The organism is Streptomyces sp. NPDC001668 (assembly GCF_042893155.1).
Classification (GTDB): Bacteria; Actinomycetota; Actinomycetes; order Streptomycetales; family Streptomycetaceae; genus Streptomyces.
In genome coordinates this window covers 21,080-38,690 of record NZ_JBIAUQ010000005.1, presented here as the reverse complement: position 1 = coordinate 38,690, position 17,611 = coordinate 21,080, and the positions used below count along the sequence as shown (strand labels likewise).

18 protein-coding genes are annotated in these 17,611 nt (G+C 72.4%); 11 read left to right on the top strand and 7 right to left on the bottom strand.

Annotated elements, in window-relative coordinates; genetic code table 11:
• The first annotated feature begins 60 nt into the window (after positions 1-60).
• From ACFYZ8_RS16865 to ACFYZ8_RS16850, 4 genes are read left to right on the top strand one after another with little or no spacing between them, the layout of a single operon-like run.
• Positions 61-702: an alpha-ketoglutarate-dependent dioxygenase AlkB family protein gene (locus ACFYZ8_RS16865; protein ID WP_388530797.1), complete on the top strand. Its 642-nt coding sequence runs from the start codon at positions 61-63 to the stop codon at positions 700-702.
• A gap of 37 nt (positions 703-739) precedes the next feature.
• Positions 740-1,984, top strand: coding sequence for an ROK family protein (locus ACFYZ8_RS16860; protein WP_388530800.1), 1,245 nt, complete (start codon positions 740-742; stop codon positions 1,982-1,984).
• Positions 1,977-2,699 (top strand): NUDIX hydrolase, encoded by a 723-nt coding sequence (locus ACFYZ8_RS16855; RefSeq protein ID WP_388530803.1) that lies wholly within the window; start codon positions 1,977-1,979, stop codon positions 2,697-2,699. The genes ACFYZ8_RS16860 and ACFYZ8_RS16855 overlap by 8 nt, the downstream gene beginning before the upstream one ends.
• Position 2,700: 1 nt before the next feature.
• Positions 2,701-3,228, top strand: a complete 528-nt coding sequence (locus tag ACFYZ8_RS16850; RefSeq protein WP_388530806.1) for an RpiB/LacA/LacB family sugar-phosphate isomerase — start codon at positions 2,701-2,703, stop codon at positions 3,226-3,228.
• Here the strand turns inward: ACFYZ8_RS16850 and ACFYZ8_RS16845 are convergent.
• Positions 3,173-4,144 (bottom strand): NAD-dependent epimerase/dehydratase family protein, encoded by a 972-nt coding sequence (locus ACFYZ8_RS16845; protein ID WP_388530808.1) that lies wholly within the window; start codon positions 4,142-4,144, stop codon positions 3,173-3,175. The two genes, ACFYZ8_RS16850 and ACFYZ8_RS16845, sit on opposite strands and share 56 nt — an antisense overlap.
• Positions 4,145-4,174: 30 nt before the next feature.
• Positions 4,175-5,041: an HTH-type transcriptional activator IlvY gene (gene ilvY / locus ACFYZ8_RS16840; RefSeq protein WP_388530810.1), complete on the bottom strand. Its 867-nt coding sequence runs from the start codon at positions 5,039-5,041 to the stop codon at positions 4,175-4,177.
• Positions 5,042-5,126: 85 nt separating this feature from the next.
• Between ilvY and ACFYZ8_RS16835 the strand changes: the two genes are divergently transcribed.
• Both ACFYZ8_RS16835 and ACFYZ8_RS16830 read left to right on the top strand, forming a co-directional pair.
• Positions 5,127-6,596 (top strand): ketol-acid reductoisomerase, encoded by a 1,470-nt coding sequence (locus tag ACFYZ8_RS16835; RefSeq protein WP_359028456.1) that lies wholly within the window; start codon positions 5,127-5,129, stop codon positions 6,594-6,596.
• A gap of 34 nt (positions 6,597-6,630) precedes the next feature.
• Positions 6,631-7,158, top strand: coding sequence for an SMI1/KNR4 family protein (locus ACFYZ8_RS16830; RefSeq protein ID WP_388530812.1), 528 nt, complete (start codon positions 6,631-6,633; stop codon positions 7,156-7,158).
• A gap of 6 nt (positions 7,159-7,164) precedes the next feature.
• On the opposite strand, the gene ACFYZ8_RS16825 is transcribed toward ACFYZ8_RS16830, so the two are convergent.
• The 3 genes from ACFYZ8_RS16825 to ACFYZ8_RS16815 are packed head-to-tail and all read right to left on the bottom strand — an operon-like array spanning position 7,165 to position 9,283.
• Positions 7,165-8,097 (bottom strand): phosphotriesterase, encoded by a 933-nt coding sequence (locus ACFYZ8_RS16825; protein WP_388530816.1) that lies wholly within the window; start codon positions 8,095-8,097, stop codon positions 7,165-7,167.
• Complete coding sequence (locus tag ACFYZ8_RS16820) at positions 8,091-8,675, bottom strand: DUF4865 family protein (protein ID WP_388530819.1); 585 nt, start codon at positions 8,673-8,675, stop codon at positions 8,091-8,093. Before ACFYZ8_RS16820 ends, ACFYZ8_RS16825 begins: the two co-directional genes overlap by 7 nt.
• A gap of 29 nt (positions 8,676-8,704) precedes the next feature.
• Positions 8,705-9,283 (bottom strand): TetR/AcrR family transcriptional regulator, encoded by a 579-nt coding sequence (locus tag ACFYZ8_RS16815; RefSeq protein ID WP_388530822.1) that lies wholly within the window; start codon positions 9,281-9,283, stop codon positions 8,705-8,707.
• Positions 9,284-9,455: 172 nt separating this feature from the next.
• Here ACFYZ8_RS16815 and ACFYZ8_RS16810 point away from each other — a divergent pair, with 172 nt between their 5' ends.
• Genes ACFYZ8_RS16810 through ACFYZ8_RS16800 form a run of 3 tightly spaced genes read left to right on the top strand, consistent with a single transcriptional unit; the run spans position 9,456 to position 13,197 of the window.
• On the top strand, positions 9,456-9,749 hold the full coding sequence (locus tag ACFYZ8_RS16810; RefSeq protein WP_388530824.1) for an SHOCT domain-containing protein: 294 nt from the start codon (positions 9,456-9,458) through the stop codon (positions 9,747-9,749).
• Positions 9,746-10,639, top strand: coding sequence for an ABC transporter ATP-binding protein (locus tag ACFYZ8_RS16805; RefSeq protein ID WP_388530827.1), 894 nt, complete (start codon positions 9,746-9,748; stop codon positions 10,637-10,639). The genes ACFYZ8_RS16810 and ACFYZ8_RS16805 overlap by 4 nt, the downstream gene beginning before the upstream one ends.
• Positions 10,636-13,197: an ABC transporter permease gene (locus ACFYZ8_RS16800; RefSeq protein WP_388530830.1), complete on the top strand. Its 2,562-nt coding sequence runs from the start codon at positions 10,636-10,638 to the stop codon at positions 13,195-13,197. The genes ACFYZ8_RS16805 and ACFYZ8_RS16800 overlap by 4 nt, the downstream gene beginning before the upstream one ends.
• Positions 13,198-13,284: 87 nt before the next feature.
• On the opposite strand, the gene ACFYZ8_RS16795 is transcribed toward ACFYZ8_RS16800, so the two are convergent.
• Positions 13,285-13,806 (bottom strand): ATP-binding protein, encoded by a 522-nt coding sequence (locus ACFYZ8_RS16795; protein ID WP_359028462.1) that lies wholly within the window; start codon positions 13,804-13,806, stop codon positions 13,285-13,287.
• A 186-nt stretch (positions 13,807-13,992) separates the two neighbouring features.
• Complete coding sequence (locus ACFYZ8_RS16790; protein ID WP_123987341.1) at positions 13,993-14,316, bottom strand: hypothetical protein; 324 nt, start codon at positions 14,314-14,316, stop codon at positions 13,993-13,995.
• A 347-nt stretch (positions 14,317-14,663) separates the two neighbouring features.
• Between ACFYZ8_RS16790 and ACFYZ8_RS16785 the strand changes: the two genes are divergently transcribed.
• Both ACFYZ8_RS16785 and ACFYZ8_RS16780 read left to right on the top strand, forming a co-directional pair.
• Positions 14,664-15,788: a PLP-dependent cysteine synthase family protein gene (locus ACFYZ8_RS16785; RefSeq protein ID WP_359028463.1), complete on the top strand. Its 1,125-nt coding sequence runs from the start codon at positions 14,664-14,666 to the stop codon at positions 15,786-15,788.
• 163 nt (positions 15,789-15,951) lie between these two features.
• A complete protein-coding gene (locus ACFYZ8_RS16780) occupies positions 15,952-17,592 on the top strand; it encodes a serine hydrolase (protein ID WP_388530835.1) in 1,641 nt (546 codons plus the stop codon).
• Positions 17,593-17,611 lie beyond the last annotated feature (19 nt).

Sequence of the window (17,611 nt, the reverse complement as noted above, 5' to 3'; positions counted from 1 at the left end):
CCATCGTGCGTCCAGGCTATCGGAGCCGCAGCTCAGACCCGCTCGGGCAGGATGGAACCCATGGACGCCGAGCTGTTCCCCAGAGCCCGTACGGAGGTCGCGCCGGGAGCGGTGCACCTGCCCGACTGGATGGCCCCGGCGCGGCAGCGCGAACTGCTGGCGGCCTGCCGCGAGTGGGCCCGCCCGCCCGCCGGACTGCGCACGGTCCGCACCCCCGGCGGCGGCACGATGACCGCACGGCAGGTCTGCCTCGGCTGGCACTGGCACCCGTACGCCTACGCCCGCACCGTCGTCGACGGTGACGGGGCACCGGTGAAGCCCTTCCCCGACTGGCTGGGAGAGCTCGCCCGGGAAGCGGTCCGGGACGCCCTGGACACTGACGCCTCCGGGTACGACATCGCGCTGATCAACTTCTACGACGGCGACGCCCGCATGGGCATGCACCGGGACAGCGACGAGAAGTCGGACGCGCCCGTGGTCTCCCTGAGCCTCGGCGACAGCTGCGTCTTCCGCTTCGGCAACCCCGAGACCCGCACCAGGCCGTACACGGACGTCGAGCTGCGCAGCGGCGACCTGTTCGTGTTCGGCGGCCCGTCGAGGCTCGCGTACCACGGGGTGCCCCGCGTGCATCCGGGCACCGCGCCGCCCGAGTTGGGGCTGACGGGACGGCTGAACATCACGCTGCGGGTCAGCGGCCTGTAGACCGTCGACACGAACGGATCATGGGAGACTCACCCTCATGAGCGGCAAGGCGGACCCCCGGCCGGCGGGGGAAGGGACCACCTCGAGGGCGCGGCTGGACCGGGGGCGCGGCGCGCTCGGGCCCGCGCTGGAGCTCGTGCACACCGGACGGGCCCCCACCCGGGCCGTGCTCACCGCCGAACTGGGGGTCACGCGGGCGACGGCCGGCGCGGTCGCGGCCGAGCTGGAGGCGCTCGGGCTGATCCGGGTCGACGCCCGGCCCACCGCGGCCACCGGATCGCAGGGCAGGCCCTCGCACCGCCTCGCGGTCGCCGAGGACGGCCCGGTCGTGCTGGCCGCGCAGGTGCACGCCGACGGTTTCCGCGCCGCCCTGGTCGGTCTGGGCGGCCGTATCGTCGCCACCGCCCCCGGCTGCGAGACCGTCGACGCCGACCCGGCGAAGGTCCTCGGCTCCGTCGTCGAGGCGGGCGCCGACCTGCTGCGCACCACCGGAAGACGCTGCGTGGGCGCCGGGCTCGCCGTGCCGTCCGCGGTCGCCGAACCCGACGGCCTCGCCCTCAACCCCCTGCACCTCGCCTGGCCGGTGGGCGCCCCCGTCCGCCGTATCTTCGACGAGTGCGTGCGGGCCGCCGGCATCACCGGACCGGCCTTCGCGGGCAACGACGTCAACCTCGCCGCCCTCGCCGAGCACCGGCACGGCGCGGGCCGCGGCGCCCGGGACCTGCTGTGCGTGGCGACCGGACACCGGGGCGTGGGCGGCGCGCTGGTGCTCGACGGGCGTCTGCACACGGGCAGTTCGGGCCTGGCCCTGGAGGTCGGCCACCTCACCGTCAACCCCGAGGGCCGCCCCTGCCACTGCGGCAGCCGGGGCTGTCTCGACGTCGAGGCCGACCCGCTGGCCTTCCTCACGGCCGCGGGACTCGACCCCGGCCCCGAGCCGTCCCTGCTCCAGCAGGCCGACGACCTGGTCCGCAACCACTACGACGACCCCGCCGTGCGTGAGGCCACCGAGACGCTCATCGGCCGGCTGGGCCTCGGCCTGGCCGGCCTGGTGAACATCCTCAACCCGGACCGGATCATCCTCGGCGGCCTGCACCGCACCCTCCTGAACGCCGACCCCGAGCGCCTGCGTGCCGTCGTAGCCGACCGCAGCCTGTGGGGACAGAGCGGCGGCGTCCCCATTCTCGCCTGCACCCTCGACCACAACAGCCTCGTCGGGGCGGCCGAGTTGGCGTGGCAGCCGGTGCTGGACGACCCGCTCGGGGCCCTGAGCCGTGGCTGAACTCCTGGACGCCGAGGCGCTGCGCCTGGTCGAGGTGTCTCCCCCGGTGCTCCCGCCCGGGGTGCGGACGGCCATGGACCGTGAGTGGGACGAGGCGGTCCTGGCCAACCCGGCCCTCTTCGACGGTCCGGTGGCGGTCTGCGCGGGACTGTCCCGGGAGAGCCCCGACAGCCTGCTCGTCTCCTGGTCCCGGGTCACCTACCGCTACTTCGCGCTGCGCCGCGTCCCGGGCACCACCGTGCTGCGGTCCCTCTTCGTGAGCGTGGTCCAGCCGACGGAGGACGGGCGCGTGCTGGTGGGCCGTATGTCCTCGTCCACCGCCGCGCCCGGCCGCTGGCAGTTCCCCGGCGGATCCGTGGAACCACCCGACGGCGACGACCCCCTGGACGAGCACGCCCTGCGGCGCCACGCGGCCGTGGAACTGGCCGAGGAGACCGGCGTCGACCTCCCCGCCACCGGGCTCACCCGCTGTCTGGTCACCCACGGCGAGGACGGACAGGTCGGTGTCCACTACCTGGCCCCGCCGCTGCCCGCCTCCTCCCTCCGGCAACGCTTCACGGCTCTGGCCGCCGCCGAGACGGCGCGGGGACGCGCCCCGGAGTTCGACCGGATCGCCCTGGTCGGCTCAGCCGCCGAACTGCCGGACCTCGCAGGCCCGCACGTGGCCTACCTGGAACCCGTCGTCCGGTGGGCGAGGGGCCGAGTAGGCTCGTGACATGCGGATCTCCGTCTCCTCGGACATGGACGAACCAGTCGCGCGCACCCTCGTCGAGGAGTTGCGCGCGCGAGGCCACGAGGTCGTCGCCCACGGCGCCCTGAGCCCGGGTGCCGACCCGCAGTGGGCCGTCTGCTCGGAGGCCGCGGCCCGTGAGGTGGCCGCGGGGACGGCCGACCAGGCGATCGTGTGCTGCTGGACCGGCACCGGCGCCTCCATCGCCGCGAACAAGGTCCCCGGCGTACGGGCCGCGCTGTGCACGGACGCCTACACCGCGGACGGCGCCCGCCGCTGGAACGACGCCAACGTCCTGGCCCTCAGCCTCCGCCTCACCTCCGAGCCGCTGCTCAAGGAGATCCTCGACGCCTGGTTCACGGCGGAGGCGAGCGAGGACGCCGAGGACCGGGAGAACGTGGCCCGGGTGCGGCGCCTGGACGCCGACCGGGCCCAGCGGGGAGCCGCCGTGCCTCCGGTCAGTGGACGAGTGGCCCGGCCACTTTCAGCTCGCCGGTCTCGATCAGCCGGCTGATCGACTCGCGCACGGCCGCTTCCGGTTCGTAGCGCGGTGCGTAGCCGAGCAGGGTCCTGGCCTTCTCGATGGTGAAGCAGTGGCTGCGGTGGAGGTGCTCCCAGCTCGCCTCGGCGTGCTCGGCAGGCGTGCTCGCGCGGAACGTCTCCCAGGTCACCGGCTCCAGCGACGCGCTCCGTCCGAACCAGCCGGCCGCGATCCGGGAGTATCCCCGCACGTTCAGCGCGGTCGGGGCGACGATGTTGAAGTCCTCTCCGGCCGCCGCGTCCCGGTGCTCGATCGCCCGCTCGAAGGCCTGCGCCACGTCGTCGGCGTGCACGTGGTGCATCAGCTCGACCCCGCTGCCCGGGATCCGCAGCGGCTGCCCCGCCGAGAGCGTGTACCAGACGGTGGGGTCGAGGTTGCCCAGCGGGCCGATCGGGTGCCAGCCGGGTCCGACGATGTGCCCCGGGTGCAAGGACGTGGTCACCAGGCCCCCGGAAGCGGTCTCCTCCTTCAGCATCCGGGCGATCCGGTCCTTCTGGATGCCGTACTCCCCGACGGGCGGGGTGCCCGTGGTCTCGGAGACCGGAACCTTGTCGGCGGGGCCGTGGCGCCACACGGAGCCGCAGTGCAGCAGATGCCCGGCCGTGCCGCGCAGCCGCCCGACCAGCGCGGTGGCCGAGTCCAGGGTGAAACAGACCAGGTCGACCACGACATCCGGCTCCAGCCCGGCCACCCGGTCCCCGAAACCGCCCTCCCTGTCCTCCTGCTCCCGGTCGGCCACGACCTGCCGCACGTGCCGCCATTCGGGAGCCTCGGTGTAGGCGCTACGGCTGCCGCGGCTGATGTTGATCACTTCATGCCCGGCGCGGACCAGCCGGGGGACGAGAAAGGTGCCGATGTGCCCGCTTCCGCCGATGACGACGACTCGCATGTGCTTCCCATCAGTGTCGGGTCGGTCAGGTCAGTGTGGCCGGGGACCCGGCGGCACCGTCAAGCTCCACAGCGCCGCCACCAGCGGCCGGCGCAGATCGGACCGCCGCACGCACAGTCCGATCGGGAACTCTTCGGGCGGCGGCTCGGCGGACACCTCCGAGAGCCTTTCGCGCACCGCGCTGTGTTCCAGTACGAGGCGGGGGACCACGCCCGTGCCGCAGCCGAGGGCGACCAGCGTCAGCAGGCCTTCGTGCCCGTCGGGCTCGCAGGCCACGTCGGGGGCCGTGCCCCGGGCGCGGAACCAGCGGTCGGCCGCCTCACGGACGAGTCCGCGGTGCGGGAGCACGAACGGCCCTTCCAGGTCCGGGTCCGGCCGGTCCCGCGCGGTGACCAGGACCAGCTCGGTCACCGCCACCGTCCGGCTCACCAGCCCCTCCGGCAGCCGGGCCGGGATCCCCGCCACGGCCACGTCCACTTCGCCCTCGTCCAGCCGGGCCAGGGCCGCCGCGGCGTCACCGGTGCGCAGGTCCAGCCGTACCTGCGGATGGGCCGCCCGGAACGGCGCCAACAGGTCGGGCAGCAGGGCCTGGCAGGCGGTCACCGTCGCGAACACCGCGAGGCGGCCGGTCAGTTCGGCCGGGTCGGGGTGCTCCTCGCGGTAGGCGCGCCACAACTCCAGCGCCTGGACGGCGTATTCGCGGAAGCGGTGCCCTTCCGCGGTCAGCGACACCCCGCGCGGCCCGCGGTCGAACAGCCGGTGCCCGACGTCCGCCTCCAGGCGCTGCACGGTCCTCGTCAGCGTGGCCGGACTGACATGGCAGTCGAGACTCGTCCGGCCGAAGTTCAGCGTCTGGGCGAGGTGCAGGAAGAGCCGCAGCTCCCGGTGATCGTCCACGTGACCTGGGCCTTTCACTTCGCGCAACAGTGCGCTGCACAAGTTGCGCTTGCCGCAATGTCCAGCCGGAGCCTACAACTCCACCATGACCTCCACCACGTACACCTCCGGCGTCTTCACCCTCGAAACCATGGATGTCCCCGGCGGTACGGAGACCGTCCTGCGCGGCGGCCGGCACCTCTTCCCCCTGCTGTCCCAGGCCTTCGCCGGGATCCGCCGTATCGGCGTGCTCGGCTGGGGCCCGCAGGGACGGGCCCAGGCGCTCAACCTGCGCGACTCCCTCGCGGGTACGGACATCCGGGTGTCCGTGGGACTGCGCCCCGGCTCCCCGTCGGCCGCCGACGCGCGCGCCCACGGCTTCACCGAGGAGGACGGCACGCTCGGCGACTGGCTCGCCGTCGCCGCCGACAGCGACCTGGTCGTGCTGCTGATCGCGGACGCGGCACTCGCCGCCCACCACCGGGAGATCTTCGCGGTGTTGAAGCCCGGCGCCGCGATCGGCCTGTCGCACGGCTTCCTCCTCGGCCATCTCCGCGAGAGCGGTGGCGAGTTCCCCGCGGGCCACCCCGTGATCGCCGTGTGCCCCAAGGGCATGGGCGACTCCGTGCGCCGCCTCTACCAGCAGGGCGCCGACGTCAACGGCGCGGGAATCAACAGCAGTTTCGCCGTGCACGCCGACCCCGACGGCCGGGCCGTCGACCTCGCGCTCGGCTGGTCGGTGGCGCTCGGATCGCCGTACACCTTCCGGACCACGCTTCACAGCGAGTACCTCTCGGACATCGTCGGCGAACGCGCCATCCTGCTCGGTGCCGTCCACGGCATCGTCGAGACGCTGTACACGCGGTACCGCCTGGCCGGGGACGACGAGGTGACGGCCTACGAGAGGTCCTGCGAGAACGTCACCGGGCCGATCGCCCGCACCATCTCGCACTCCGGCCTGCGCGCCGTCCGTGACAGCCTGCCCCCGTCCGGCCGGGAGGTCTTCGACCGGGCGTACACGGCGACCTACGGGCCCGCCCGCGAGATCGTCGCGGAGATCTACGACGAGGTCGCCGACGGCACCGAGTTGCGCAGTGTGATCCTGGCCGAACGGCGGCTCGGGACACGCCCGATGAGCGAGATCGGCGGCTCACCGATGTGGCGCGCCGGTGCGCGGGTGCGCGCCCGGCGGGGCGAACGCGCGCTGCCCGTCGACCCGTTCACCGCCGGGGTGTTCATCGCCACCATGCTCGCCCAGATCGACGAGTTCGCCGAGCGCGGCCACCCCTGGTCCGAGATCGTCAACGAGTCCGTCATCGAGGCCGTCGACTCCCTCCTGCCCTACATGCACGCCCGCGACGTCGCCCACATGGTCGACAACTGCTCCCGCACGGCCCGTCTCGGCGCCCGCCGCTGGGGCCCGCGGTTCCAGGCCGCCTACGAGCAGATCGCCTGTCCGGCCGCCGAACTCCCGGCGGACGAGGGCCTGATGGCGGCCTTCGTGAACCATCCCGCCCACGAGGCGCTGGCCGCGGCGGCGAAACTGCGGCCCTCGGTGGACATCTCGGTGGCGTAGGGGCGTTGTCAGTGGTGGCGGCTAGCCTGCGGGCATGATCGAGACGACTGAGGGCGACCGCCTCTTTCCGCCCGCCCTGGCCGACGTGGCGCGAGTGGAGTTCGACTACGACGAGGGTGAGGGCGTCGACTTCGAGCCGTACGACGCCTTCGACTCCGCCGAGGAGACCACCGACTGGCTGCGCCACTGGACCGGCAACCACGAACTGGACGGCGACGCCTACCGGGTCTTCGGACAGGACGGCACCGGTGGCCTCGCAGCCCTGTGGTGCGTGCGGCCGGGGCGGCCCCTCGTCGAGCAGCCCGTGGTGTTCCTGGGCTCGGAGGGCGAGCGCGGTGTGGTCGCGGCGAACCTGTCCGACTTCCTGTGGGTGCTGGCCGACGGCCTGGGACCGATGGAGATCGTGGAGTTCGAGCGGTACGACGCCCGCCCGGACCCGGCGCTGACCGAACTCGCCGAGCGCCACGCCACCACCCCGCGCCGCTCCACCCGCGACATCGTCACGTCCGCCCGGTCCGAGTTCCCGACGTTCTCCGAGGACATCGACGCCCTGTGCCGGTGAGCGGCGTCAGGGGCGACTCCACTCCACCGCCAGGGCCCGACCGGGGTTCCGGGTGAAGATGCGCCGCACCAGGTCCTCACCCAGGTCGCCCAGCTCGACCGCGAGCCGCGGCCACACCCGGCGCAGCAGATACGGCATCCCCGGGCCGCCGTTCACCGCCCGGGCCGCCGCCGTCGTGGTGTCGCCGCCGAGCAGCAGACGGTCTCCATGGCCCGCCTCGGCCAGAGCCCGTATCGCGTCCGGCATGCGCCAGTCCGTGGCGTGATGGGCGCGCGAGGGCCCGTCGAACGCGAGGTAGCAGCCCGACTCCGCCGCCTGGCGGTGCACCGCGAAGTCGGGGGAGCGGTTGAGGTGCCCGAGGATCACCCGCTGCGGCGGCACCCCCAACTCCCCGCACAGCAGGTCCAGTACATCCAGCGCGCCGGTCCCCAGCTCCAGGTGGACGGCGATCGGCGCCCCCGTCGCGTGATGGGCCTCGGCCGCCGCGGTCATCGTCCAGCGGGCGTGTGCGTCCAGCGCGTGGAAGCCGCCCGCCACCTTGATCAGTCCCGCACGGACCCCCGACGTCCCGATGCCCTCGGTCAGTTCGGCGACGAACACGTCGGCCGGCCTCCCGCGCAGCCCGGCGAGCGTGTCGTCGTCGTAGTGGACGGCCTGGTGCAGTCCGGTCGCGGCGACGATCCGCACCCCGGTCTCCCGCGACAGGGCTGGCAGATCGGCGGCCCGCCGTCCCAGCCCGTACGGCGTCCACTGCACCACGGCGCCACCGCCCTGCGCGGCGAACGCGGTCAGTTCGGCCCGCGCCGCGGAGAGGCTCCGCAGCTCCTGGCCGGGCAGTCGGGGACTGCCGAAGAACAGGTGGTCGTGGGCGTCGCACACACCGAGCTCTTCGGCGGGGACGTCACCGGTCACCGTACGGACCGCGCCCGCCCTCACCACTGCCGTCCCCGCGGCAGCCGCTCCCGGCCCGGCGCCGACACGTGCAGCACCTCGAACACCTCGCCGTCCGCCTTCGGCGACTCGTGCGCCCAGAGCGAGAAGTGCACGAGCTCCCAGCGGGCGGTGTCCACGGCGGCCGCCGCGCACGCCGCGCCGTCCTCTCCGGCCAGCCGCTCCGTCCCACCCACCGCGTCCGCCATCACCTCGGCCAACTCCATGCCCTCCGGCACCGGTTGACGCGTTCGCACGGCCCACCGGGCGGGCGAGCCGACGGCGCCGCCCTCCTCGTACGACAGACCCGTCCACTGCCGCACCGACGGCCGCCCGAAGTCGTCGCTGAGCCCCTGGAAGGCGCCTCCCCAGAGGAAGGTGTTCATGCCCTCCACGGTGTTCCAGAGGTAGAAGGGCGCGTACTGGTTGACGGGCGAGCCGTTCACCCCGCGCTCGCGCATCAGGTACGTCTTGAAGCCCAGGCCCTCCCAGTCGTCCAGCAGGTGCCCGATCCGGGCCACGCGGGCGCGGACGACATCCATGTCGTAATCCGCGGGCAGGGTGAGCTCGTACTGCATGGCCTGCATCGGGCCTCTCCTCAGGTGGATGAACTCTCTTACGTCGTCCGGGGCTTGAGCAGTGAGAGAAGGCCCCGCACGCCCGTGTCGAACGCGGCGGGGGAGCCGGACGCGCGGGCGAGGACGTAGCCGCCCTGGACGGTCGCGAGCACGGTCGCCGCGATCTCCTCGCCGTCCAGCGAGGACGCGAACTGGCCCTGCTCCTTGCCCTCCTCGACGATCCCCGCGATGCGTTCGCGGATCCAGTCGATCGTCTCGTCGACGGGCGCGCGCAGTTCGTCGCTGGCGACGACGTCCGGATCCATGGTGAGCCGGCCGACCGGGCAGCCGCGCAGCACGTCGCGCTCACGCCGCAGATACGCCTCGATGCGCTCGTACGGCGTGCCGGGCCCGCCGAGCACCTCCTCCGCGCCGGCGCGCAGTTCCTCGGCGGTCCTTCGGATCGCGGCCAGGGCGAGGTCGGGCTTGCCCTTGAAGTGGTGGTACATGCTGCCCTGTCCGGCGCCCGCCCGCTCCAGGATGGCCTTGGGGCTGGTCCCCACATAGCCACGCTCCCACAGCAGCTCACGGGTGGACTCGATCAGTCGGTCCGAGGTGCTCATACCCGCACTGTACATACTAGTAGTTACAGAAGTCGAGGTCTGTAGGGAGCAGCCGGAACAGGCCCGCGTACTCCCCGGGAGGTATACGCACTGCCGCTGGCCGTACGACGACCCGGACCCCTGCCCGGAGCCAGTCTCGAAGCATCACCGAAGGACACCTTCAGGAACTCCAGGGAGATGAACCGACATGCAGACTCTCGCGAACTGGGACGGCGGCCCGGGCCCGTGGATCCTCTTCTTCCCACTGATCTGGGCGGCCGTCGTGCTCGGCGTCGTCACCGTCCTGCGCCGCACCGTGTGGCGCGGCCGCCGCGGACCGTGGCGCGCCATGGCCGACACCGGGCCCTCCGGCGACTCGCCGATCGCCATGCTCGGCCGCCGCTTCGCCTCCGGTGAGATCGACGAGGACGAGTACTGGCGCCGACTGTCCGTCCTGGACGAGCAGTTCGGCCGCACGACGGGCAAGGGCGGTGCGGTGTGACCGCCACGACCGCCATGACTGTGCCGGCGAAGACGCTGCCGGCCGCCCGGGTGGTCGACGCCGTGAAGGTGTACGGCGGCGGTGACACCGGTGTGAGGGCCCTGGACGGGGTGAGCGTCGACTTCCCGGCCGGCCGCTTCACCGCCATCATGGGGCCCTCGGGCTCCGGCAAGTCCACGCTCATGCACTGCGCGGCCGGGCTCGACACGCTCACCGGAGGCACCTCCTACATCGGCGACACCGATCTCGGCTCCCTCGATGACCGCCGCCTGACCCTGCTGCGCCGGGACCGCGTCGGCTTCGTCTTCCAGGCGTTCAACCTGGTGCCGACGCTGACCGTCGAGGAGAACATCCGGCTGCCGCTGGACCTCGCGGGCGGCAAGGGCGACCCGGAGTGGATCGACGCGCTGATCGACGTCGTCGGCCTGCGCGACCGGCTCCGCCACCGGCCCTCCGAACTCTCCGGCGGACAGCAGCAACGCGTCGCCGTGGCCCGGGCGTTCGCCGGCCGGCCCGACGTCGTCTTCGCGGACGAGCCCACCGGAAACCTCGACTCCCGCTCCGGCCAGGAGGTCCTCGGCCTCCTCGGCAGGACCGTGCGCCGCACGGGCCGCACGGTCGTCATGGTCACCCACGACCCGGTCGCCGCCGCCCACGCCGACGAGGTCGTGTTCCTGGCGGACGGACGTCTGGTGGACCGGATGGAGTCCCCGACCGCGGAGCGGGTCCTGGACCGCCTGAAGGCCTTCGAGGCGCCGTCCCGGACAGAGACGCCACCGCGGACAGAGACGCCACCGCAGACACAGGCGGCTTCGCGGACCGAGGCGCCCTCGCAGGCACAGGCACCCTCGCGGACCGAGCGGCCCGCGCGCACGGAGGAGCCCTCATGAACGCCTCCCTCCGCCTGAGCGTCACCTCCCTCCGCGCCCACAAACGCCGCTTCGCCGGAACCTTCCTCGCCGTGTTCCTCGGCGTCGCCTTCCTCGCCGGAACGCTCGTCATGGGCGACACCCTCCGCGCGAGCTTCGACACCATGTTCGGCAACGCGACCAGTGGCACCGACGCCGTGATCCGCAGTGCCGACGCCATCACCACGCCCGGGGAGAGCCAGGGGGTGCGCGAGCCGGTCGCCACCGATCTGGTCGATTCCGTCGAGCGGGTCCCCGGCGTCGCGGCCGCCGCCCCCGACATCCAGGGCGCCGGTCAGCTCGTCGGCGCGAACGGCAAGCCCATCGGCGGCCAGGGACCGCCCACGCTCGCCGGGAACTGGATCGACGACCCGAAGCTCAACCCGTACCGACTCGCCGAGGGCCGCGCCCCACAGAAGTCCGGAGAGGTCGTCGTGAACCGCGGCACCGCGGAGAAGGGCGGTCTGAAGATCGGCGACACGACGGTCCTGCGTACGCCCGACCCCGTCGAGGTGACGATCGTCGGCCTCGCGACCTTCGGCGGCGAGGACGGCATGGCCCAGGTGACGTTCACCGGCATGACCCGGGCCGACGCCGAGAAGTACCTCACGGCCAGGCCCGGAGAGGCGTCGACCATCCAGGTGCGCGCAGGTCCCGGCGTCAGCCAGCGGGAGCTGGTCGACCGGCTGACGCCCGTACTGCCCAAGGGCGTTGAGGCGATCACCGGCCAGGAGTCGACCGAGGAGAACACCGACATGATCTCCAGCCGGTTCCTGGCCGTCTTCACGACCTTCCTCCTGGTGTTCTCGGGCGTCGCCCTCCTCGTCGCCACCTTCTCCATCCACAACACCTTCGCGATCGTGGTCGCCCAACGCACCCGCGAGAACGCCCTGTTGCGGGCACTCGGCGCCTCCCGCCGCCAGGTCACCGCGTCGACCCTGACCGAGGCGAGCGTCGTGGCCGTCACCGCCTCCGCCGCGGGCCTCGCGGGTGGCATCGGGATCGCGGCCGGCCTCCAGGCGCTGTTCCCGGCGATCGGATTCCCCTTCCCCGAGGGCGACTTGGTGATCGGCGCGCTGTCGATGGCGCTGCCGCTCGCGGTCGGCGTCGTGGTCTGTCTGGGCTCCGCGCTGCTGCCCGCCGTACGCGCCGGACGCACCGCACCTCTCGCCGCGCTGCGCGAGACGGCCGTCGACCAGCCGGGCGCCTCCCGCGTCCGAGCGGTCACCGGCGCCGGCCTGGCCTCGCTCGCCGTGGCCGTCACCCTCACCGGTGTCCTGGTCTCGCCGTCGATCTGGCTCGCGGGAGCCGGTGCCGTCATGGCCCTGTCCGCGTTCGTGGTTCTCGGCCCCGTCGCTTCCACGACGGCCGTACGGGTCCTCGGCGGTCCCCTCGGCCATCTCCGCGGAGTCACCGGCTCGCTCGCCCGGCGCAACGCCCTGCGCAGTCCGAAGCGGACGGCCGCCACCGCGAGTGCGCTGATGATCGGCGTGGCCGTGGTGTCTCTCTTCACGGTGTTCGGGGCGTCCCTGAAGGCCACCATGGACCAGACCGTGTCCCGGTCCTTCGCGGGCGATGTCGCTGTCAGCACCCCGTCGTTCGGTGCGGGCGGCAGCGGCCTCAGCCCCCGGCTCGCCGCAGCGGTCCAGCGACTGCCCGAGGTGGACACGGCCGTGGGCCTCGGTCGCGGTGTCGCCGAAGTCGACGGCAAGGGACGGGCGTTGACCGTCACCGATCCGCTCGCACTGGAGCGCACCTTCGACCTCGGCACGGTGAGGGGCTCGCTGAGCGGCCTCGGCACCGACGGCATCGCCATCACCGAGGCGGAGGCCGAGAAGCAGGGCCTCACGACCGGGGACAAGGCACAACTCGCCTTCACCGACGGCGAGAAGGACACCTTCACCGTCCGCGCGGTCTACGGCCGGTCCGAGCTGGCCGGGGAGTACGTCATCACCCGCGCGGCCTGGGCCCCGCACCGCACACAGGACTCCGACACACTCGTCGCGGTCTCCTTCAAGGACGGCGTGAGCACGGGCGCGGGCAAGGCTGCCGTGGAGAAGGTGGCGGCACGGTACGGCCATCCCGAGGTGCAGACCCGCGACGAGTACGCGCAGTCCTCGGCCGGCGGGATCGACATGATGCTGACGCTGGTCTACGCGCTGCTCGCCCTCGCGGTCCTCATCGCGCTGCTGGGCATCGCCAACACGCTGACCCTGGCGATCCACGAGCGCACCCGCGAACTGGGCCTGCTGAGGGCCGTGGGCCAGACCCGTTCCCAGCTCCGGGCCATGGTCCGCTGGGAGTCGGTCCTGGTCGCCGCCTTCGGCACGGTCGGCGGACTCGCCCTCGGCGCGTTCCTCGGCTGGGTCCTGGTCGAGGCCTCGGACGGGGCGAGCGACAGCACCTTCGCCTTCGCGTTGCCGCCCCTGCGGCTCGCGGTGGTCGCCCTGGTGGGCCTCGCCGCGGGAGCCCTCGCGGGCCTGCGCCCGGCCCGGCGCGCGGCGCGCCTGGACATACTGCGGGCGATCGCCACCGAGTGACGGTCAAGGGCTCACAGCGGCTGGGCGGGGGAGCGCTGAACGCGCCCCGCAGGCGAACGAGCGGAAGGAAGAGGCGTCACCGCCCGGTCAGCCGGCAACGGCCGACCGGGCGGGAGCGTGTTCCGGCCTGCGGCTCTCGGCCCGCACCTCGGTGAACCGGAGCGCGGTCTTGTCGCGGACGGTTCGGCGCTGCGGCCGCGCGGCGGCGGGCGTCGGCAGGGTGAACCACACGAACTTCCCCGCCTCGCCGTCCGGCCGCACGCCCCAGCTCTCGCTGACCGCGGCGACCATGGCGAGCCCGCGCCCGCACGTGGCGAGCGGCTCGGTGTCCTTGAGGTCGGCCACGACCGGCAGACGCGGGTCGTGGTCGTGCACCGAGACCATGAGCCGGTCGAGCAGCAGCTCGATCTTCACGGTGCACGTCTTGTCGGGCTGGGCATGGCGGTGGACGTTGGTCAACAGCTCCGTCACACCGAGCACGGCCCGGTCTATGAGGGGGTCCATATGCCAGTAGCGCAACTGCGCTGAAAGGATTCTGCGGACCTGGCCGATCCGCGACGGCAGAGCTTGCAGCTCCACCGTGCAGTGCCTGCTTGGGTGAGTGATCACGGCTGCGACTCCCCGACGTGAGGTCCGGAAGAACACGGAGTTCGGATCGATCCAGCAGGTGCCGGCATGAGAACGGCCGCCTGCTGTCGTGCCCGGCGGGCTGGTTCGCAGCGTGATCGCCGGTTGACCCAGAGTGATGTGAGACCAGCGTGACTCAGGAGGCGCGGTCCCGCAACTCGCGGTGACTCAGTCGCCACGCCCCGCTGCCCGGCGTACCGCCTCGATGAACCGGCGTGCCGCGGGCGGCCCCGGCTCGCCCGGAGCGGGGTCGTGATCGCCCAGGGTCAGCAGATACCTGTTGCCGTTGAGATCGGCGAGGGCCCGGTCGTCCGCAGCGAACCAGGGCTTGGAGGCCCGCACCGCCTGTACCGGCGCGCTGTCGATCTCGCTGCCGTAACTGGTGAGCAGTTCCAGCCTGCCGTCGTTGATCCGGACCTGACCGGCCCGGGTGAGCGAGCGCAACCTCTTGCCGATCCGCACGCCCGTAGCCGTGAACTCCGGCTCCGCCATGCCGCTCCGCCCCCTTGTGCGTGTCGGTGTGCCGACCCGGGCCCCGCGGGGGCCGAGAGCCGGCGTCTGTCGTGATCCAGTGTGCGCCCCCGTCCGAGACGTCCGTCCCGCCCGGTGCAGTCTGCCCGCCGTGGACGTCGGGCACCAGTACGCATGGCATCTCACCGGGAGCGCCCGGAGCACTCGTCCGAATGCGCCCCCGCGCGGCGATCCAAGGCGTCCCCAGGGGTGTCTTTGGGGCTCTCAAAGGTGTGTTTATGCAGGTGAGAAGCGTGCGGAAGGTGTCTATGATCGAGAGGGCGGCCGCGCGACGCGCCGTCGGCGCGCGCAGTGTTAGGAGCCCCGCCGTGAGCACCCCTCAGCAGACCAGGACCGGCGACACCCTCGACGTCGACCGCAGCGACACCGCCTACCGCGGCTGGCTGAAAGAAGCCGTCCGCAAGGTCCAGGCCGACGCCAACCGCTCGGCCGACACGCACCTCCTGCGGTTCCCGCTCCCGGAGAGGTGGGGCATCGACCTGTACCTCAAGGACGAGTCGACCCACCCCACCGGCAGCCTCAAGCACCGGCTCGCCCGCTCGCTCTTCCTCTACGGCCTGTGCAATGGCTGGATCCGGCCGGGCCGCCCGGTGATCGAGGCGTCCAGCGGCTCCACCGCCGTGTCCGAGGCGTACTTCGCGAAGCTGATCGGCGTCCCCTTCATCGCGGTCATGCCGCGCACGACGAGCGCCGAGAAGATCCGCCTCATCGAGTTCCACGGCGGCCGGTGCCACTTCGTGGACGACTCGCGCACCATGTACGAGGAGTCCGCCCGCCTCGCGGTGGAGACGGGCGGCCACTACATGGACCAGTTCACCTACGCGGAACGGGCCACGGACTGGCGCGGCAACAACAACATCGCCGAATCCATCTTCCGCCAACTGGAGTTGGAACGTTTCCCGGAGCCCGCGTGGATCGTCGCCACGGCCGGCACCGGCGGCACCTCGGCGACCATCGCCCGGTACGTGCACTACATGCAGCACGACACCCGCATCTGTGTGGCCGATCCGGAGAACTCCTGTTTCTTCGAGGGCTGGACCACCGGCGATCCGGACGTCACCTGCGACTGCGGTTCGCGCATCGAGGGCATCGGCCGGCCCCGCATGGAACCGAGCTTCGTGCCCGGCGCGATCGACCGCATGATGAAGGTCCCGGACGCGGCCAGCGTCGCCGCCGTACGCGCCCTGGAGCGGACCATCGGCCGCCGCGCGGGCGGCTCGACCGGCACCGGACTGTGGAGCGCGCTGAAGATCATCGCCGAGATGGTGGCCGAGGGACGGCGGGGCAGCGTCGTCACCCTCCTCTGCGACCCCGGCGACCGGTACCTGGACAAGTACTACTCGGACGCGTGGCTGGCCGAGCAGAACCTGGACATCGAGCCGTACACGACGGCGATCGCCGCACTGCTGGAGACGGGCGTCTGGCCCGACTGAGCCCGCCACAGGACCGCGTCGTTCCCGGCCCTGCTGGACGAGGGTGGGACTCCGTCCGGCCGAAACGCGGGGCTCAAGAGGCGAACGGGACGGCGAACGACGGACCCCCCGAACGGCCTGCGAAGGCGCGCCAGGCACCGAGGCAGGGATTTACATGGAAACCATGTCCCGACTCGACAGCACAAGCCACCGGCCACTTCGCGCCGCCGCGGCACTGGGCCTGGTGGCGGCGCTGGCCGTCGGCTGCACCGGGCCCGAGGCCGACACCACCGCCGCCGCGGTCGGCCGTGCGGCTGCCGCGACGTCGCCGCTGCCCACCGTCCCACCCGCCCAGCCCCCGTCGCAGCTCACCCGGGCCGACGTCGAGACCGCGGTGGACCGGCTGGACGGCGTCGTACGCGACGCCATGCGCCGCACCGGTGTGCCCGGCGTGGCCGTGGGCGTGGTGCACGACGACAAGGTGCTGTACCTGAAGGGGTTCGGTGTGCGGGAGGCAGGCACGGAGAGCCGGGTCGGAGCGGACACCGTCTTCCAGCTCGCCTCGGTCTCCAAGCCCCTCGCCTCCACCGTGGTCGCCGCGGCCGTGGGCGACAAGACCGTCGGCTGGGACGACCCGGTCGTCGAGCACGGCTCCGGCTTCACCCTGAAGGACCCGTGGGTCACCCGCCATGTCACGCTGGCCGACCTGTTCTCGCATCGCAGCGGACTGCCCGACCACGCCGGAGACCTCCTGGAGGACCTCGGCTACGACCGCGCGTACATCCTGAACCACCTCCGCCACCAACCGCTGGCTCCCTTCCGTGCCCACTACGCGTACACCAACTTCGGGCTGACCGAAGCCGCCGTCGCCACCGCGCGGGCAGCGGGGACCAGTTGGGAGAAGCTGTCCGCCCAGAAGCTGTACCAGCCGCTCGGCATGGACTCCACCAGCTCCTCCTTCGCCGACTACGAGAAGGCGCCGAACAAGGCCGCCCTGCATGTGAAGAGCGGGGACACCTGGCGTGCCGAGCATGTGCGTGACGCGGACGCCCAGAGCCCGGCGGGCGGGGCCAGTTCCACGGTGCGGGACATGGTGAAGTGGCTGCGCCTGCAACTGGACAACGGCAAGTTCGACGGGCGGCAGGTCGTCAACGCCGACGCGCTGGAGCAGACCCACCTGCCGCACATCATGTCCGAGCCGCCGCACGCCCCCGCGGGCAGAGCCGGGTTCTACGGGCTCGGCTGGAACGTGAGCTACGACGACCAGGGCAGGCTGAAGCTCGGCCACTCCGGTGCCTTCGCGCTGGGGGCGGCCACCAACGTCAGCCTGCTGCCCTCGGAAAAGCTCGGCATCGTCGTCCTGACCAACGGCGAGCCCATCGGCGTGCCCGAGGCGATCGCCACCACGTTCCTCGACACCGCGCAGACGGGCGGGCCGACCGTCGACTGGCTGACGTTCCTCGGGCCGATCTTCAAGCAGGCGGCCGCGGGAGAACGCTCCGAGGTCGACTACAGCAAGCCTCCGGCCTCACCCGCACCCGCCAAGGCGAACAGCGCCTACACCGGAACGTACGCCAACGAGTACTACGGCCCGATGACCGTCAGTGCCCAGGGGGACGAGCTCACCATGCAACTGGGTCCCAAGAAGCAACGGTTCCCCCTGCGCCACTACGACGGTGACACCTTCAGCTACCGCACCACCGGCGAAAACGCGGTCGGCCTGTCCGGTGTGACCTTCACCGTCGGATCCGGCGGGCGCGCGGACAAGGTCCGGGTCGAGAACCTCGACACAACCGGCCTCGGCACCTTCACCAGGAACGACTGACCAGGCGCGCCCTGTCATG

Excerpts from the sequence above, each read along its gene's own strand:
- ACFYZ8_RS16865 (WP_388530797.1), top strand. The coding sequence starts at position 61 with ATGGACGCCGAGCTGTTCCCCAGAGCCCGTACGGAGGTCGCGCCGGGA.
- ACFYZ8_RS16860 (WP_388530800.1), top strand. The coding sequence starts at position 740 with ATGAGCGGCAAGGCGGACCCCCGGCCGGCGGGGGAAGGGACCACCTCG.
- ACFYZ8_RS16850 (WP_388530806.1), top strand. The coding sequence starts at position 2,701 with ATGCGGATCTCCGTCTCCTCGGACATGGACGAACCAGTCGCGCGCACC.
- ACFYZ8_RS16845 (WP_388530808.1), bottom strand. The coding sequence starts at position 4,144 with ATGCGAGTCGTCGTCATCGGCGGAAGCGGGCACATCGGCACCTTTCTC.
- ACFYZ8_RS16835 (WP_359028456.1), top strand. The coding sequence starts at position 5,127 with ATGACCTCCACCACGTACACCTCCGGCGTCTTCACCCTCGAAACCATG.
- ACFYZ8_RS16830 (WP_388530812.1), top strand. The coding sequence starts at position 6,631 with ATGATCGAGACGACTGAGGGCGACCGCCTCTTTCCGCCCGCCCTGGCC.
- ACFYZ8_RS16820 (WP_388530819.1), bottom strand. The coding sequence starts at position 8,675 with ATGCAGGCCATGCAGTACGAGCTCACCCTGCCCGCGGATTACGACATG.
- ACFYZ8_RS16815 (WP_388530822.1), bottom strand. The coding sequence starts at position 9,283 with ATGTACAGTGCGGGTATGAGCACCTCGGACCGACTGATCGAGTCCACC.
- ACFYZ8_RS16810 (WP_388530824.1), top strand. The coding sequence starts at position 9,456 with ATGCAGACTCTCGCGAACTGGGACGGCGGCCCGGGCCCGTGGATCCTC.
- ACFYZ8_RS16800 (WP_388530830.1), top strand. The coding sequence starts at position 10,636 with ATGAACGCCTCCCTCCGCCTGAGCGTCACCTCCCTCCGCGCCCACAAA.
- ACFYZ8_RS16790 (WP_123987341.1), bottom strand. The coding sequence starts at position 14,316 with ATGGCGGAGCCGGAGTTCACGGCTACGGGCGTGCGGATCGGCAAGAGG.
- ACFYZ8_RS16780 (WP_388530835.1), top strand. The coding sequence starts at position 15,952 with ATGTCCCGACTCGACAGCACAAGCCACCGGCCACTTCGCGCCGCCGCG.